This window comes from Burkholderia sp. AU28863 (genome assembly GCF_002223195.1).
Lineage (GTDB): Bacteria > Pseudomonadota > Gammaproteobacteria > Burkholderiales > Burkholderiaceae > Burkholderia > Burkholderia sola.
In genome coordinates this window covers 452,016-467,319 of the sequence record NZ_NKFE01000004.1, presented here as the reverse complement: position 1 = coordinate 467,319, position 15,304 = coordinate 452,016, and the positions used below count along the sequence as shown (strand labels likewise).

Below are 15,304 nucleotides of genomic sequence, written 5' to 3'. Positions count from 1 at the left end.
CCAATCGCCATGCCTGCCGCCGCCCCGCGTTCGATCCTGGTCCTCGCGTTTCCCCGTGCGCAACTGCTCGATGTAACGGGGCCGCTGCAGGTGTTCGCGTCCGTCAACGAGCTCGCGCTGGAGCGCGGGCAGCCGGCGCCGTATGCGCCGCGCGTCGTGGCCGTCGAAGCCGGGCCCGTCGAGACGTCGTCGGGCCTCGTCGTGATGGCCAAGTCGCTGCGCGCGGCCGCGCGCCGTCCCGATACGCTGATCGTCGCCGGCGGCAAGGGCGTGCATGCGGCGTCGAAGGATGCTCGCGTGGTGAGCTGGGTGCGGCAGCAGGCCGGGCGCGCGCGGCGCGTGGCGTCGGTCTGCACCGGCGCGTTCCTGCTCGCCGAGGCCGGCCTGCTCGACGGGCGGCGCGCGGTCACGCACTGGGCGCGCTGCGACGAATTCGCGGCGCGCTACCCGAACGTGCGCGTCGAACCGGACCCGATCTTCATCCGCGAAGGCGCGCTGTGGACGTCGGCCGGCGTGACGGCCGGCATCGACCTCGCGCTCGCGCTCGTCGAGGAGGATCTCGGGCGGGCGACCGCGCTCGACGTCGCGCGCGAACTCGTCGTGTTCCTGAAGCGTCCGGGCGGGCAGGCGCAGTTCAGCACGATGCTGTCGATGCAGCGCACCGCCGACCGGTTCGGCGAACTGCACGCGTGGATGGCCGAGCACCTGACGGCCGACCTGTCGGTGCCCGCGCTCGCCGAGCGCGTGAGCATGAGCGAGCGCAGCTTCGTACGCCACTATCGTGCGGAAACCGGCCGCACGCCCGCCCGCGCGGTCGAGCAGATCCGGGTCGAGGCCGCGCAACGCCTGCTCGGCGAAACGGCGTGGCCCGTCAAGCGGATCGCCGGACGGTGCGGCTTTGGTTCCGAGGAGACGCTGCGACGCAGTTTCGTGCGCGTGCTCGGCGTGTCGCCGCAGGGATATCGCGAGCGGTTCGTGCGGTAACGGACGACGGCTTCATCCCGGTGCGATGATCCGACGATGCTGGCGGGTGCGGCGCGTCGCCGGGATGAGCGGGGCCGGCGCGGGCGCTGCCGGAAGGAACTGCGCGGAAACCGATCGATTTCCGGTCCGAAGCGCCGAAACTATTCAGGATCGGACAACAATGGGCGGGGGCTTGTGCCGCGCCCGCCGCGGGCTCTATTCTGTTCCGTTGGCGATTCGAAGGGGAAGCAGCATGGACCGAATCCAGGCAATGGAAGTTTTTACCCGCGTGGTCGACGCGAACAGCTTCACGCGGGCGGCCGACACGCTGGCGATGCCGCGTGCGTCGGTGACGACCATCATCCAGAATCTCGAGGCGCTGCTCGGCGTGCGCCTGATGCATCGGACGACGCGCCGGCTGTCGCTGACGCCGGAGGGCGCCGCGTACTACGAGCATTGCATGAAGATCATTGCGGAGATCGCCGAGGCGGACGCGAGTTTCCAGGCCGGCAACCGCAAGCCGAGCGGCATGCTGCGCGTCCACATGCCGAGTTCGCTCGGGCGGCGCGTCGTGCTGCCGTCGCTGTCGATCTTCCGGCAGCGCTATCCGGACATCACGCTCGAGCTGGGGCTGTCCGACCGCTACGTCGATCCGGTCGAGGAGGGCATCGACTGCATGATCCGGGTCGGGCCGCTCGAGGATTCGTCGATGGTCGCGCGGCGCATCGGGATGCTCAAGCGCGTGACGTGCGCGTCGCCCGATTACCTTGCCCGCCACGGCGAGCCGAACGAGATTGCCGATCTCGTCGAACATCATGCGGTGAATTTCCGCGCGAGCCACGGCGCGCGGGCGATTCCATGGGTGTTCATGATCGATGGCAAGCCGTTCGAGGTGCGGATGAACGGCAGCGTCACGGTCAACGATTCGGATGCGTACGTGACGTGCGGGCTCGAAGGCTTCGGGATGATCCAGCCGACGCTGTTCATGGTGCTGCCGCACCTGCTCGACGGCTCGCTGGTCGAGGTGCTGCCGGACAGCAATCCGAAGCCGAAGCCGATCTCGATCGTGTATCCGCACAACCGGCATCTGTCGCAGAAGGTGCGCGTGTTCGCCGACTGGATCGCGGAGGTGTTCGAGTCGACGCCGGCGCTGGAAGGTGGGGAGAACTGGCGGGGGAAGGTGGGGGTGCAGGCGGCGAAGGCGCAGCGCGGAGCGGTGGTGGCGTAGTCGGGGCGCGTGGCTGGGGGACGGGTAACGCGCCGCGACACCGCGTGCGCTGGATGAAGCAATGAAAAAAGCCGCTGTTTCTTTCGAAACAGCGGCTTTTCGCATTTGGTGGCGAATCAGGGATTCGAACCCCGGACCTGCGGATTATGATTCCGTCGCTCTAACCGACTGAGCTAATTCGCCGAAGACTTGAATTATGTCGATCGGCCGGTCGGCTGTCAATACCTTTTTCCATCTTTCCCGAAAAAAGTTGCCGGCAGTCCGTGCCGGCCTCGGTCACTGGCGGGGGCGGCCACCGGAAGGCGTCCCTCCGCCGGCCGTCCCCGCTCCGCGCCCAACATCAATCCTGCGCGTAGATGTCCGAGTCCTTCGTCTCCTTGACGAACAGCAGGCCGATCACGAACGTGACCAGTGCGATCACGATCGGATACCAGAGCCCCGAATAGATGTTGCCCTTCGCCGCGACGATCGCGAACGCGGTCGCCGGCAGGAAGCCGCCGAACCAGCCGTTGCCGATGTGATAGGGCAGCGACATCGACGTGTAGCGGATCCGCGTCGGGAACATCTCGACCAGCATCGCGGCGATCGGGCCGTAGACCATCGTCACGAAGATCACGAGGATCGTCAGGATCACGATCGTCATCGGCCAGTTGAGCTGCGCCGGGTCAGCCTTGGCGGGGTAGCCGGCCCCCTTCAGCGCCGACGCGAGCGTCTTGTCGAATGCCGCGCCCTGCGCCTTCGCGTCGGCCGCCTTGCCGTCGTAGGTCTGGATCACCGTGTCGCCGACCTTGATCTGGGCCGGCGTCCCGGCCGGCGCCGCGACGTTCTCGTAGTTCAGGCCGGCCTTCGCGAGCGCGCTCTTCGCGATGTCGCACGAGCTGGTGAACTTCGACGTGCCGACCGGATTGAACTGGAACGAGCAGGCGGCCGGATCGGCGATGACCGTGATCGGCGCCTTCTGCGTCGCGAGTTCGAGCTGCGGGTTCGCGTAGTGCGTGAGCGCCTTGAACAGCGGGAAGTACGTCAGCGCCGCGATCAGGCAGCCCGCGAGGATGATCGGCTTGCGGCCGATCTTGTCCGACAGCGACCCGAAGAACAGGAAGAACGGCGTGCCGATCAGCAGCGCGATCGCGATCAGGATGTTCGCGCTGGCGCCGTCGACCTTCAGCGTCTGCGTGAGGAAGAACAGCGCGTAGAACTGGCCCGTGTACCAGACGACGGCCTGGCCGGCCGTCAGGCCGATGAGCGCGAGGATCACGATCTTCAGGTTCTTCCACTGGCCGAACGCTTCGGTCAGCGGCGCCTTCGACGTCTTGCCTTCCGCCTTGATTCGCAGGAACACCGGCGACTCGTTCAGCTGCAGCCGGATCCACACCGACACCGCGAGCAGCAGGATCGACGCGACGAACGGCACGCGCCAGCCCCAGCTGCCGAACGCTTCCTCGCCGATGAACGTGCGCACGCCCAGGATCACGAGCAGCGACAGGAACAGGCCGAGCGTGGCCGTCGTCTGGATCCACGCGGTGTAGAAGCCGCGCCGGTTGGCCGGCGCATGCTCGGCGACGTAGGTCGCCGCGCCGCCGTACTCGCCGCCGAGCGCGAGGCCCTGCAACAGCCGCATCGCGATGAAGATCACGGGAGCGGCGATGCCGATCGACGCGTAGCCGGGCAGGAAGCCGACCACGAACGTCGAGACGCCCATGATCACGATCGTCACGAGGAACGTGTGCTTGCGGCCGACGAGGTCGCCGAGCCGGCCGAACACGATCGCGCCGAACGGCCGCACCGCGAAGCCGGCCGCGAAGCCGAGCAGCGTGAAGATGAACGCGGCGGTCGGATTGACGCCGGAGAAGAAGCTCTTGCTGATGTAGGCCGCGAGCGAGCCGGCCAGGTAAAAGTCGTACCACTCGAACACGGTGCCGAGCGACGACGCGAAGATCACCTTCTTCTCTTCGCCCGTCATCGGCGAGTGCGAAATTTGCCCGCCTAACGTTGCCATGAATCGTCTCCAAGTCCCTTGATATAAATGTGCGGCCGCCTTGGGAGGGGCGGGCCTGTCGACGATTATTGGCACGGAAACTTACGGCCCACTGACTCGCGCGTACAAAACGACTGCGCGTTAACCCGCGTCGAATCGGCCGCTTCGCGCGCCGATCGTGGCGCGAACGGCCGGTAAATCCCCGGTCTCGACGTGGTTGCGCCGAGCCGCGGCGGCGCGCGTCGGGGTTAATCCGGGGCGGTGTCGGCGAGCGGCAGGCTGATGCGCACGAGCGTGCCGGCGAGGCGCGGTGCGTGCTGGTAGACGTGATCGTCGAGCGTCAGCGTGCCGCCGTGCTGCGTGGCGATCTCGCGCACGATCGCGAGCCCGAGGCCGCTGCCGTCGCCTTCGCGGCCGAGGATCCGGTAGAAGCGCTCGACGACGCGCTCGCGCTCGCCGGCCGGGATGCCGGGGCCCGTATCTTCGACTTCGAGATGGACGCGCCGCGCCGCGCGGTCGGCGCGCACGCGCACCGTGATGCGGCCGCCTTCCGGCGTATAGCGGATCGCGTTGTCGACCAGGTTGCCGAGCATCTCGCGCAGCATCACCGGATTGCCGTCGACGTCGAGCGGCGCGTCGTCGTCCGGGCCTTCGTAACCGAGGTCCATCCGTTTCGCGAGCGCGGCCTGCACCCAGTCGCGCACCGTGCGCCGCGCGAGCGCGCCGATCTCGACCGGCTCGAACGTGAGCCCGCTCGCGCGGTTTTCGGCACGCGCGAGCGCAAGCAGTTGCGTGACGAGACGCGCGGCCTGCTCGGAGCTCGTCGCGATCTGCTCGAGCGAGCGCTGCACGTCGGGCGGCACCGGGTGGCGCAGCGCGAATTCGGCCTGCGTGCGCAGGCCCGCGAGCGGCGTCTTCATCTGGTGCGCGGCGTCGGCGATGAAGCGTTTCTGCAGCGCCATGTTCTGCTCGAGCCGCGCGAGCAGGTCGTTGAACGACGTGACGAGCGGTTCGATCTCGGGCGGCGCGCGCTGCGCCTCGACGGGCGACAGGTCGTCGGGTCGCCGCGCGCGGATGTGCGCCTGCAGCGCGTTGAGCGGCGCGAGCCCGCGCGACAGCCCGAACCAGACGAGCAGGATCGCGAGCGGCAGGATCACGAATTGCGGCAGGATCACGCCCTTGATGATGTCGTTCGCGAGCGCGTTGCGCTTGTCGAGCGTCTCGCCGACCTGCACGAGCACGGGCTGCGCGCCGCTCGCCTGCGGCAGCGCGACGGTCGTATAGGCGACGCGCACGTCGTTGCCGCGCAGCAGGTCGTCGCGGAACACGACGACGCCCGGCGGCGGGCGGTCCTCGTCCCGCGGCAGCGGCATGTCGGCTTCGCCCGCGACCAGCTCGCCGCGCGTGCCGAGCACCTGGAAGTAGACGCTGTCGATGTTGTCCGCGCGCAGGAAGTCGCGCGTCTGCTCCGGCAGCGTCAGTTCGGCGACGCCGTTGACCGGATGGATCTGCCGGGCGAGCACGTACGCGTTGGTCTCGAGCGCGCGGTCGAACGGGCTGTTCGCGATCGTCTTCGCGACGAGATAGGTGACGGCGATGCTCATCGGCCACAGCAGCAGCAGCGGCGCGAGCATCCAGTCGAGGATTTCGCCGAACAGCGAGCGCGGGCGCGGCGTTTCGGGCGATTCGGTTTCGTCGGGCGGCGCGAACGGGTTCTCGTAACGGGCGTCGCGCGCCTCGTCGGCAGCGGACGACGGCGCGCCGGTCGGGTGGCGGGAATGGGAATGGGCCGGCGTGGCCATCGCGGCGCCGCCCGGCGTCAGCGCAGCGGCGTGCCGGCGGCCGCGGGCTGGGACGCTGCGGTGTCGGCCGGCGTCGCGGGCGCGACCTTCTCGAGGCAATAGCCGAGGCCGCGCACGGTCGAGATCCGCACGCCGCTCGGTTCGATCTTCTTGCGCAGCCGGTGCACGTAGACTTCGATCGCGTTGTTGCTGACTTCCTCGCCCCATTCGCACAGGTGGTCGACGAGTTGTTCCTTCGACACGAGGCGGCCGATCCGCTGCAGCAGGACCTCGAGCAGGCCGAGTTCGCGTGCGGAGAGATCGAGCACGTGATCGTTCGCATACGCGATGCGGCCGACCTGGTCGAATGCGAGCGAACCGTGGCGCACGACCGTCGGGCCGCCGCCCGCGCCGCGCCGGGTCAGCGCGCGCACGCGCGCCTCGAGCTCGTTGAGCGCGAACGGCTTGGCCATGTAGTCGTCGGCGCCGAGGTCGAGCCCCTTCACGCGTTCGTCGACGCTGTCGGCGGCGGTCAGGATCAGCACGGGGAGATTGGAATTGCGCGCGCGCAGGCGCTTGAGCACGTCGAGCCCGGACATTTTCGGGAGCCCGAGATCGAGGATCAGCAGGTCGAAAGTCTGCATCGACAGCGCGGTGTCGGCATCGACGCCGCTCTTCACGTGATCGACGGCATAGCCCGATTGGCGGAGTGACCGGGTGAGGCCGTCCGCGAGTATGCTGTCGTCTTCGGCGATGAGAATTCGCATGTTGCTGACCGATGCCGGCAGGGCGTTCGCGCCGGCGCGGCTGTCTCCGAAGTTATTCGTGTACAACGCAACCCGCATTGCGGGCTTGCATAAACCACTGTTTTTTTATACAGTGTCTGCATTCGTGGGCAGCGCTTGAATGCGGGCGCGCCTCCAACAGACGCTGCTCATCATAGCAAAGGACGATTCATGGAAGATAGCAAGAAGGGCTCCGGGATGACCGCCGAGAAGAGCAAGGCGCTGGCGGCCGCGCTCGCGCAGATCGAGAAGCAGTTCGGCAAGGGCTCGATCATGCGCATGGGCGACGGCGAAGCGGCCGAGGATATCCAGGTCGTCTCCACGGGGTCGCTGGGTCTCGACATCGCGCTGGGCGTCGGCGGCTTGCCGCGCGGCCGGGTGGTCGAGATCTACGGTCCGGAATCGTCCGGTAAAACCACGCTCACGCTGCAGGTCATCGCCGAACTGCAGAAGCTGGGCGGCACCGCGGCGTTCATCGACGCCGAGCACGCGCTCGACGTTCAATATGCCGCGAAGCTCGGCGTGAACGTGCCGGAGTTGCTGATTTCGCAGCCGGACACCGGCGAGCAGGCGCTCGAAATCACCGACGCGCTGGTGCGCTCGGGCTCGATCGACATGATCGTCATCGACTCGGTCGCGGCGCTCGTGCCGAAGGCCGAAATCGAAGGCGAGATGGGCGATTCGCTGCCGGGTCTGCAGGCCCGCCTGATGTCGCAGGCGCTGCGCAAGCTGACCGGCACGATCAAGCGCACGAACTGCCTCGTGATCTTCATCAACCAGATCCGGATGAAGATCGGCGTGATGTTCGGCAACCCGGAAACCACGACGGGCGGCAACGCGCTGAAGTTCTACTCGTCGGTGCGTCTCGACATTCGCCGGATCGGCTCGATCAAGAAGAACGACGAGGTGATCGGCAACGAAACCCGCGTGAAGGTCGTCAAGAACAAGGTGTCGCCGCCGTTCCGCGAAGCGATCTTCGACATCCTGTACGGCGAAGGCATTTCGCGTCAGGGCGAAATCATCGATCTCGGTGTGCAGGCGAAGATCGTCGACAAGGCCGGCGCCTGGTACAGCTACAACGGCGAGAAGATCGGCCAGGGCAAGGACAACGCGCGTGAATTCCTGCGCGAAAATCCGGAAATCGCGCGCGAGATCGAGAACCGCATCCGCGAATCGCTCGGTGTCGTCGCCATGCCCGATGGCGCGGGCAATGAAGCCGAGGCGATGGACGAAGAAGAGTGATGATTGCGCGCCGAGGTCAGGCCGGCGAGCCGGAGGAGCACGACACGCCCGAAACGGCGGGTCGCTCCGGCCAGCGGGCCGGCCCCTCGGGCGCCAGCCGGCGGGACGCAAGCGGCAACGCAGCGAACCGCACCGCGACGAGGGCATCCGACGATGCCCTCGTTTCGTTTGAGATTGCCGCACCGGACGATCCGTTTGACGACGATGAATCGTTCGACGCACACGATCGCTCCCGCCGTCGTGTGTCCGGTGTCCGCTTCCCGGGCGATCGCGCCCCGAGCGATCGCGCCCCGGACGATCGCACAGCCGATGCGCCCGCGACGGAAGATGTCTATACGCGCAGCAGCCAGCATCCGCGCCGCACACGCCGTGCATCTGGCGCATCTTCCGGCGGCGCCGCTTCAAGCGACACCCCGGGCGCTCGCGAACGCAAGTCGTCGAAGCCGCCGCGGTCGTTGAAGGGGCGCGCGCTCGGCTACCTGTCGAGGCGCGAATACAGCCGTGCGGAGCTCGCGCGCAAGCTCGCACCGTACGTCGGCGAGGACGAATCCGTCGACCCGGTGCTCGATGCGCTGGAAAAGGAAGGCTGGCTGTCCGACGCGCGCTTCGCCGAGAGCCTCGTGCATCGCCGCGCGTCGCGCGTCGGCGTCGCGCGCATCGTCAGCGAACTGAAGCGCCATGCGGTCGGCGACAGCCTCGTCGAAGAGGTGAATGCCCAATTGCGCGAGACCGAATGGACGCGCGCGCAGGCCGTGTGGCGCAAGAAATTCGGTGCGCTGCCGCAAACGCCTGCGGAGCGCGCGAAGCAGGCGCGCTTCCTGGCCGCGCGCGGCTTCTCGAGTGCGACCATCGTGAAGTTGCTGAAGGTCGGCGACGATTTCCCGATCGACGACTGAGCCGCCCGGTCGCGCGCGTGGCGCGCGATTTTGCTGCATCGCAACCGCTTCCGGACAGGCGGGAATACCCGCCGTCGGGGCCGAATGCCTCAAATACCCAATATGCTAAAATCCACGGGTTTTCCTCTTCGGCCTCAACCTCCAGCATGCCGCTATCCGAGCCCGTGCCCCGTCAGTTGCGACATCGACGCGCAATCCGAGCGGAAGCCTACGAGCGCGGCGACGGCTTGTGGGACATCGAAGCCTGCCTGACCGACCACAAGCCGCGCGATGTCGCGCTTGCGTCGGGCATCCGGCCCCAGGGCCTGCCGATCCACGAACTCTGGCTGCGCGTGACCATCGACCGTGACCTCAATGTCGTCGACGCCGAAGCGTCTTCGGAATGGGTGCCCTATCCCGGTCACTGTCAATCCGCTTCCCCCGCCTATCGGGCCCTCATCGGGCTCAATCTCTTCCGCAATTTCCGCCGCAACGCGAACCGGCTGCTCGCCGGCGTCGCAGGCTGTTCCCATCTCACCGAACTGTGCGCCGTGCTGCCGACGGCCGCGATCCAGGCGTTCGCCGGTGACGTATGGAACGTGCGCGAGGAGGGGGGCGAAGGGCCGGATCACGACGGCGCGCACGCCGAACCGCCTTTCCAGCTCGGCCGCTGCCGGGCGCTGCGATTCGACGGCGAGGTCGTGCGGCAATACTACCCGCGCTGGTATGGCCCGATTCGGCCGGATCTGCCCGGTGAAGGCAGCACGAAGGAATGAACGGAAATCATTCGAAGAAGCGTCTTAAGCGACATTTCATCCAACTCTCAGACTGAAGGGAATCACGCATGAAGATTCACGAGTACCAGGGTAAGGAAATCCTGCGGAAATTCGGCGTCGCGGTACCGCGCGGCAAGCCGGCGTTCTCGGTTGACGAAGCCGTCAAGGTGGCGGAAGAGCTCGGCGGCCCGGTATGGGTCGTGAAGGCTCAGATCCACGCGGGTGGCCGTGGCAAGGGCGGCGGCGTGAAGGTCGCGAAGTCGATCGAGCAGGTGCGCGAATACGCGAACCAGATCCTCGGCATGCAGCTCGTCACGCACCAGACGGGCCCGGAAGGCCAGAAGGTCAACCGTCTGATGATCGAAGAAGGCGCGGACATCAAGCAGGAACTGTATGTCAGCCTCGTCGTCGACCGCATCTCGCAGAAGATCGTGCTGATGGGTTCGAGCGAAGGCGGCATGGACATCGAAGAAGTCGCCGAAAAGCACCCGGAACTGATCCACAAGGTCATCGTCGAGCCGTCGACGGGCCTGCTGGATGCGCAGGCCGACGATCTCGCCGCGAAGATCGGCGTGCCGGCCGCATCGATTCCGCAAGCGCGCGCGATCCTGCAAGGCCTGTACAAGGCATTCTGGGAAACCGACGCATCGCTGGCTGAAATCAACCCGCTGAACGTCTCCGGCGACGGCAAGGTCACCGCACTCGACGCGAAGTTCAACTTCGACTCGAACGCGCTGTTCCGCCACCCGGAAATCGTTGCGTACCGCGATCTGGACGAAGAAGATCCGGCTGAAATCGAAGCGTCGAAGTTCGACCTCGCGTACATCTCGCTCGACGGCAACATCGGCTGCCTCGTGAACGGCGCAGGCCTCGCGATGGCCACGATGGACACGATCAAGCTGTTCGGCGGCGAGCCGGCGAACTTCCTGGACGTCGGCGGTGGTGCGACGACCGAGAAGGTTACGGAAGCGTTCAAGCTGATGCTGAAGAACCCGGACCTGAAGGCGATCCTCGTGAACATCTTCGGCGGCATCATGCGCTGCGACGTGATCGCGGAAGGCGTGATCGCCGGTTCGAAGGCCGTGAACCTGAACGTGCCGCTCGTCGTGCGCATGAAGGGCACGAACGAGGACCTCGGCAAGAAGATGCTGGCCGATTCGGGCCTGCCGATCATCTCGGCCGACAGCATGGAAGAGGCTGCGCAGAAGGTCGTCGCGGCTGCCGCAGGCAAGTAAGCACGCGCTAATGAACACGTAGGGCGGCGCGGTTTGCACGCGACGCCCATCGAACAGAGGTCAAAATACATGTCGATTCTGATCAACAAGGACACGAAGGTCATCACGCAGGGCATTACCGGCAAAACCGGTCAGTTCCATACGCGCGCCTGCCGTGAATACGCAAACGGCCGCGAGGCATTCGTCGCGGGCGTGAACCCGAAGAAGGCCGGCGAAGATTTCGAAGGCATTCCGATCTACGCGAGCGTCAAGGAAGCGAAGGCGGAAACCGGCGCGACCGTGTCGGTCATCTACGTGCCGCCGGCAGGCGCGGCTGCTGCGATCTGGGAAGCGGTCGAAGCCGATCTGGATCTCGCGATCTGCATCACGGAAGGCATTCCCGTGCGCGACATGATCGAAGTGAAGGACCGCATGCGTCGCGAAGGCCGCAAGACGCTGCTGCTCGGGCCGAACTGCCCGGGCACGATCACGCCGGACGAGCTGAAGATCGGCATCATGCCGGGTCACATCCACCGCAAGGGCCGCATCGGCGTCGTGTCGCGTTCGGGCACGCTGACGTATGAAGCCGTTGCGCAGCTGACGGCGCTGGGCCTCGGCCAGTCGTCGGCAGTCGGTATCGGCGGCGACCCGATCAACGGTCTGAAGCACATCGACGTGATGAAGATGTTCAACGACGATCCGGATACGGATGCGGTCGTGATGATCGGCGAAATCGGCGGTCCGGACGAAGCCAATGCCGCCGAGTGGATCAAGGACAACATGAAGAAGCCGGTGGTTGGCTTCATCGCGGGCGTCACGGCGCCTCCGGGCAAGCGCATGGGCCACGCCGGCGCGCTGATCTCGGGCGGTGCGGATACGGCCGAAGCGAAGCTGGAAATCATGGAAGCGTGCGGCATCACCGTCACGCGCAACCCGTCGGAAATGGGCCGTCTGCTGAAGAAGGCGCTGTAAGTATTTCCATCGGGTCCGTCCTGCAGAAAACGCCGGCCTTGCCGGCGTTTTTTGTTATGCTCCCGCAATGAATTCGTAAGCACCAGGCATGCGTCCTGCATGTGCCGACGATGAACCGGGTCGCCCGTGAGGCGGCCGCTGCCCTTTCCTCACCGCCATGCTCGAATTCCTGACCTCGCTCCACTGGGGCGCCATTCTCCAGATCGTCATCATCGATATCCTGCTCGGCGGCGACAACGCGGTCGTGATCGCGCTTGCGTGCCGCAACCTGCCGGCGAACCAGCGGCTGCGCGGGGTCGTCTGGGGCACCGCAGGGGCGATCCTGCTGCGCGTCGCGCTGATCACGTTCGCGGTCGCGCTGCTCGACGTGCCGTTCCTGAAGCTCGGCGGCGGTCTGCTGCTGCTGTGGATCGGCATCAAGCTGATGGCGCCGGCCGCCGATGCGCACGACAACATCAAGCCGGCCGACCGGCTGTGGGATGCCGTGAAGACGATCGTGATCGCCGATGCGGTCATGAGCCTCGACAACGTGATCGCGATCGCCGGCGCGGCCGAGCAAGCCGATCCGTCGCACCGGATCGCGCTCGTGATCTTCGGGCTCGTCGTCAGCGTGCCGATCATCGTGTGGGGCAGCACGCTGGTGCTGAAGCTGCTCGACCGTTTCCCGGTCGTCGTGGCGCTCGGCGCCGGGCTGCTTGGCTGGATCGCGGGCGGGCTGATCGTGAACGACCCGGTCGGCGACCGCTGGCCCGTGCTCGATACGCCGGAAGTGATCTACGGCGCGAGCATCGTCGGCGCACTGTTCGTCGTCGCGATCGGTTACGCGCTCAGGAAACGCCGCGACGTGCCGCAGCACTGACTGGCCATCCGGCCGACTGCCGGCTTCGCGGCCCGCTGGCTACGATCGAGACGCCTGCTTTTGTCGGCAGGCGTTTTTCGTTTCCGGAGCCTGTCATGTTCGAAGCCTTTTCCGTTTCCCTGTTCCGTCGCGTTGCCGCCGATCTGCGGCGCGCGAACCGGCCGTCGTCGCGCTGGCGGCTGGCCGGGTTCACGCTGATCGAACTGATGATCGTGCTGGCGATCGTCGGCGTCGTCGCAGCCTATGCGATTCCCGCGTACCAGGATTACCTCGCGCGGTCGCGTGTCGGCGAGGGGCTTGCGCTCGCGTCGTCGGCGCGGCTCGCGGTCGCCGACAATGCCGCGAGCGGCGCGAGCCTCGACGGCGGCTACAGCCCGCCTGCCGCGACCCGCAACGTCGAATCGGTTGCGATCGACGGCGCCACCGGCCAGATCACGGTCGCGTTCACCGCCCGCGTCGCCGCGGCCGGCACGAATACGCTGGTGCTCGTGCCGTCGGCGCCCGACAAGGCCGATGCGCCCACCGCGCGCGTGCCGCTCAAAAAGGGGGCGATACAGGCGGGCGCGATTGCGTGGGAATGCTTCGCCGCCGGCAAGGACGCGTCGTCGCTGCCGGCGCCCGGCGCGGGGCCGTTGCCCGGTAACGCCGCGACGCTGCCCGGGAAATATGCGCCCGCGGAGTGCCGTGCATAAGGCTGGCGGAGAGGGAGGGCGGCCGCGCATGCGGCCTCGCCGGCCGCTGCTTCGGCCGGCGAGGCTGCGGCTCGCGCCGGCTCGCGGAGCGACAGCCCCGCACAGAGCGGGGAAAGTTTTGTATAGTGCGCCGGTTGCTGACATCCGGTTCGCTCATGCCTTCCACTTTTTCCCGTTCGTTGTCGCTCGTTGCGCTGGCTGTCGCCCTGATCGTGCCGTACGCGATCACGAATCACACGTATCCGATCCCGACCTTCTATTCCGAGTTTTCCGCGCTGGTGCTGTATCTGCTGGTGGCCGTGTCCGTCGTGCTGCTCGCACGCACCGGCCGCCCGGCCCAGCCGTTTGCCGCGCCGGCGGCGTTCGCCGTGCCGCTCGGTTTTGCGGTGGTGCTGATCGCGCAGGTCGCGCTGATCCCGCTCAAGGTGCCGTCGATGAACTGGCTGGCGGTCGGCTATCTCGCCGCCGCGCTGGTCGCGATGCAGGCCGGGTATGCGCTGGCGCGCGACGGGATGGCGGAAATCGTGTCGCGGATGATGGCCGGTGCGCTGCTCGTGGGCGGCGTGTTCGCGGTCGGCACCCAGATCGTGCAGCTGTTCCACCTCGAATCGGCCGTCTCGCCGTTCGTCGTGGTGTACAACATCGCGGTCGACCGCCGCCCGTACGGCAACATGGCGCAGGCGAACCATCTGGCCAGCTACATCGCCTTCGCGCTCGCGGGTGCGCTGTATCTGGTGCAGACGCGCCGGCTCGCGGTGTGGGCATGGCTCGCGTTGTCGCTCGTGCTGTCGGTCGGTCTCGCGCTGACGGTGTCGCGCGGGCCGTGGCTGCAGGTGGCGGTGATGGTCGTCGCGGGTTTCTGGATGGCGTGGGTCGAATCGCGCCGCACGCCGGGCAATGCGCGTGCGTGGCTGATACCGGTCGTGCTTGCGGTCGCGTTCATCGCAGTGAACGTCGCGGTGCGCTGGGCCAACGTGCACTACCACCTGAATCTCGCGGAGTCGGCAGCCGACCGGATGCGCGATGCCGGGCAGATCGCGCCGCGCCTCGCGCTGTGGAAGTACGGGCTCGCGATGTTCCGCGAGCATCCGCTGCTCGGGGTCGGCTGGGGCGAGTTCCCGTCGCACCAGTTTGCGCTCGTGCGCACGCTCGGCGGCGTCGAGATCGCGAACAACTCGCACGACATCTTCATCGATCTGCTCGCGAAGTCCGGTCTCGTCGGGCTCGGCGTGCTCGCCGTCACGCTCGTCACGTGGTTCGTGCGCGCGGTGCGGGCGCCGCAGTCGAGCATGCGCGTGTTCGGCTTCGCGCTGATCGGCATCCTGCTGATGCATGCGCTGGTCGAGTATCCGCAGCAATACATGTTCTTCCTGCTGCCGGCGATGTTCGTGATCGGGCTGCTCGAGGTGAAGCCGCTGCGTATCCTGCCGGGGCGCGCGGCATTCGGGCTGTTCGCGGCGCTGTCGTTCGGCGGCGTGCTGGCGGCGGTGCCGGTGCTGCGCGACTACCAGCGCGCGGAAGTGCTCTATTACGGCAGCAATCCGGCCGCGCAGTACCGCGATGCGCCGTCGCGGCTGTTCGGCGCGTGGGGCGATTACGGTGCGGCGACGCTGCTCACCATTTCGTCGGACAACCTGCCGCTCAAGCTCGCCGCGCACGAGCGCGCGATCGCGCTGCTGCCCGGCGAGACGGTGCTGCGCCGCTATGCGGTGCTGCAGGCGCTGGCCGGCCGTGAAGCCGACGCGCTCGATACCGTCGCGCGGCTGCATGTGTTTGCGAAGGAATTGAAGGACTGGCCGCAACAGTTGGCCGCGTTGTACAAGCTGTGCGACCAGGAGCCGGCGCTGAAGTCGTTCAGGGCGGCCGTCGTCGCGAAGTACGGGGAAGCGCCGGCAGACGAGGGCGACGATTCGGACGACGACGATTCGGATTGACGCCC

General features: G+C 67.0%; 14 protein-coding genes and 1 tRNA gene. 11 read left to right on the top strand and 4 right to left on the bottom strand.

The genetic code is table 11. The annotated features are described in order from the left end of the window. Positions 1 to 9: 9 nt before the first annotated feature. Both CFB81_RS13710 and CFB81_RS13705 read left to right on the top strand, forming a co-directional pair. On the top strand, positions 10 to 984 hold the full coding sequence (locus tag CFB81_RS13710; RefSeq protein WP_089435588.1) for a GlxA family transcriptional regulator: 975 nt from the start codon (positions 10 to 12) through the stop codon (positions 982 to 984). Positions 985 to 1,216: 232 nt separating this feature from the next. Further along, complete coding sequence (locus CFB81_RS13705) at positions 1,217 to 2,191, top strand: LysR family transcriptional regulator (RefSeq protein WP_089435587.1); 975 nt, start codon at positions 1,217 to 1,219, stop codon at positions 2,189 to 2,191. Between the two features lie 106 nt (positions 2,192 to 2,297). Here CFB81_RS13705 and CFB81_RS13700 read toward each other — a convergent pair. The 4 genes from CFB81_RS13700 to CFB81_RS13685 all read right to left on the bottom strand — a co-directional run bounded on the left by CFB81_RS13700 (position 2,298) and on the right by CFB81_RS13685 (position 6,717). After that, a tRNA-Met gene (locus CFB81_RS13700) sits at positions 2,298 to 2,374 on the bottom strand. A 157-nt stretch (positions 2,375 to 2,531) separates the two neighbouring features. Next, the gene (locus CFB81_RS13695; RefSeq protein ID WP_089435586.1) at positions 2,532 to 4,190 is read right to left on the bottom strand and encodes an MFS transporter; all 1,659 of its coding nucleotides are present in this window, start codon (positions 4,188 to 4,190) and stop codon (positions 2,532 to 2,534) included. 227 nt (positions 4,191 to 4,417) lie between these two features. Further along, complete coding sequence (locus CFB81_RS13690; RefSeq protein WP_089435585.1) at positions 4,418 to 5,971, bottom strand: sensor histidine kinase; 1,554 nt, start codon at positions 5,969 to 5,971, stop codon at positions 4,418 to 4,420. A gap of 17 nt (positions 5,972 to 5,988) precedes the next feature. Next, a complete protein-coding gene (locus tag CFB81_RS13685; protein ID WP_089435843.1) occupies positions 5,989 to 6,717 on the bottom strand; it encodes a response regulator transcription factor in 729 nt (242 codons plus the stop codon). On the opposite strand from CFB81_RS13685, the gene CFB81_RS36090 reads away from it, so the two are divergent. The 9 genes from CFB81_RS36090 (at position 6,716) to CFB81_RS13645 (ending at position 15,299) form a co-directional block, all read left to right on the top strand. Continuing rightward, a complete protein-coding gene (locus CFB81_RS36090) occupies positions 6,716 to 6,856 on the top strand; it encodes a hypothetical protein (protein WP_160300515.1) in 141 nt (46 codons plus the stop codon). The genes CFB81_RS13685 and CFB81_RS36090 overlap by 2 nt on opposite strands. 50 nt (positions 6,857 to 6,906) lie before the next feature. Next, positions 6,907 to 7,977, top strand: coding sequence for a recombinase RecA (recA, locus tag CFB81_RS13680; protein WP_006486701.1), 1,071 nt, complete (start codon positions 6,907 to 6,909; stop codon positions 7,975 to 7,977). Then, a complete protein-coding gene (recX, locus tag CFB81_RS13675) occupies positions 7,977 to 8,873 on the top strand; it encodes a recombination regulator RecX (protein ID WP_089435584.1) in 897 nt (298 codons plus the stop codon). Before recA ends, recX begins: the two co-directional genes overlap by 1 nt. 146 nt (positions 8,874 to 9,019) lie before the next feature. Continuing rightward, the gene (locus tag CFB81_RS13670; RefSeq protein WP_060315087.1) at positions 9,020 to 9,628 is read left to right on the top strand and encodes a DUF2889 domain-containing protein; all 609 of its coding nucleotides are present in this window, start codon (positions 9,020 to 9,022) and stop codon (positions 9,626 to 9,628) included. A 68-nt stretch (positions 9,629 to 9,696) separates the two neighbouring features. Continuing rightward, entirely contained in the window at positions 9,697 to 10,863 is a 1,167-nt protein-coding gene (sucC, locus tag CFB81_RS13665; RefSeq protein WP_006477915.1) for an ADP-forming succinate--CoA ligase subunit beta, read from the top strand. 69 nt (positions 10,864 to 10,932) lie between these two features. Further along, positions 10,933 to 11,814 carry a succinate--CoA ligase subunit alpha gene (gene sucD, locus CFB81_RS13660; RefSeq protein ID WP_006477916.1) on the top strand — a complete coding sequence of 294 codons (882 nt, stop codon included), beginning with the start codon at positions 10,933 to 10,935 and terminating at the stop codon, positions 11,812 to 11,814. A gap of 157 nt (positions 11,815 to 11,971) precedes the next feature. After that, positions 11,972 to 12,673 (top strand): TerC family protein, encoded by a 702-nt coding sequence (locus CFB81_RS13655; protein ID WP_089435583.1) that lies wholly within the window; start codon positions 11,972 to 11,974, stop codon positions 12,671 to 12,673. A gap of 95 nt (positions 12,674 to 12,768) precedes the next feature. After that, positions 12,769 to 13,365 (top strand): pilin, encoded by a 597-nt coding sequence (locus tag CFB81_RS13650; RefSeq protein ID WP_089435582.1) that lies wholly within the window; start codon positions 12,769 to 12,771, stop codon positions 13,363 to 13,365. A 155-nt stretch (positions 13,366 to 13,520) separates the two neighbouring features. Beyond that, the gene (locus tag CFB81_RS13645) at positions 13,521 to 15,299 is read left to right on the top strand and encodes a Wzy polymerase domain-containing protein (protein ID WP_089435581.1); all 1,779 of its coding nucleotides are present in this window, start codon (positions 13,521 to 13,523) and stop codon (positions 15,297 to 15,299) included. Positions 15,300 to 15,304 lie beyond the last annotated feature (5 nt).

Excerpts from the sequence above, each read along its gene's own strand:
- CFB81_RS13650 (WP_089435582.1), top strand. The coding sequence starts at position 12,769 with ATGTTCGAAGCCTTTTCCGTTTCCCTGTTCCGTCGCGTTGCCGCCGAT.
- CFB81_RS13695 (WP_089435586.1), bottom strand. The coding sequence starts at position 4,190 with ATGGCAACGTTAGGCGGGCAAATTTCGCACTCGCCGATGACGGGCGAA.
- CFB81_RS13645 (WP_089435581.1), top strand. The coding sequence starts at position 13,521 with ATGCCTTCCACTTTTTCCCGTTCGTTGTCGCTCGTTGCGCTGGCTGTC.
- recX (WP_089435584.1), top strand. The coding sequence starts at position 7,977 with ATGATTGCGCGCCGAGGTCAGGCCGGCGAGCCGGAGGAGCACGACACG.
- sucD (WP_006477916.1), top strand. The coding sequence starts at position 10,933 with ATGTCGATTCTGATCAACAAGGACACGAAGGTCATCACGCAGGGCATT.
- sucC (WP_006477915.1), top strand. The coding sequence starts at position 9,697 with ATGAAGATTCACGAGTACCAGGGTAAGGAAATCCTGCGGAAATTCGGC.
- CFB81_RS13690 (WP_089435585.1), bottom strand. The coding sequence starts at position 5,971 with ATGGCCACGCCGGCCCATTCCCATTCCCGCCACCCGACCGGCGCGCCG.
- recA (WP_006486701.1), top strand. The coding sequence starts at position 6,907 with ATGGAAGATAGCAAGAAGGGCTCCGGGATGACCGCCGAGAAGAGCAAG.
- CFB81_RS13670 (WP_060315087.1), top strand. The coding sequence starts at position 9,020 with ATGCCGCTATCCGAGCCCGTGCCCCGTCAGTTGCGACATCGACGCGCA.
- CFB81_RS13705 (WP_089435587.1), top strand. The coding sequence starts at position 1,217 with ATGGACCGAATCCAGGCAATGGAAGTTTTTACCCGCGTGGTCGACGCG.
- CFB81_RS13685 (WP_089435843.1), bottom strand. The coding sequence starts at position 6,717 with ATGCGAATTCTCATCGCCGAAGACGACAGCATACTCGCGGACGGCCTC.
- CFB81_RS36090 (WP_160300515.1), top strand. The coding sequence starts at position 6,716 with ATGTTGCTGACCGATGCCGGCAGGGCGTTCGCGCCGGCGCGGCTGTCT.
- CFB81_RS13655 (WP_089435583.1), top strand. The coding sequence starts at position 11,972 with ATGCTCGAATTCCTGACCTCGCTCCACTGGGGCGCCATTCTCCAGATC.
- CFB81_RS13710 (WP_089435588.1), top strand. The coding sequence starts at position 10 with ATGCCTGCCGCCGCCCCGCGTTCGATCCTGGTCCTCGCGTTTCCCCGT.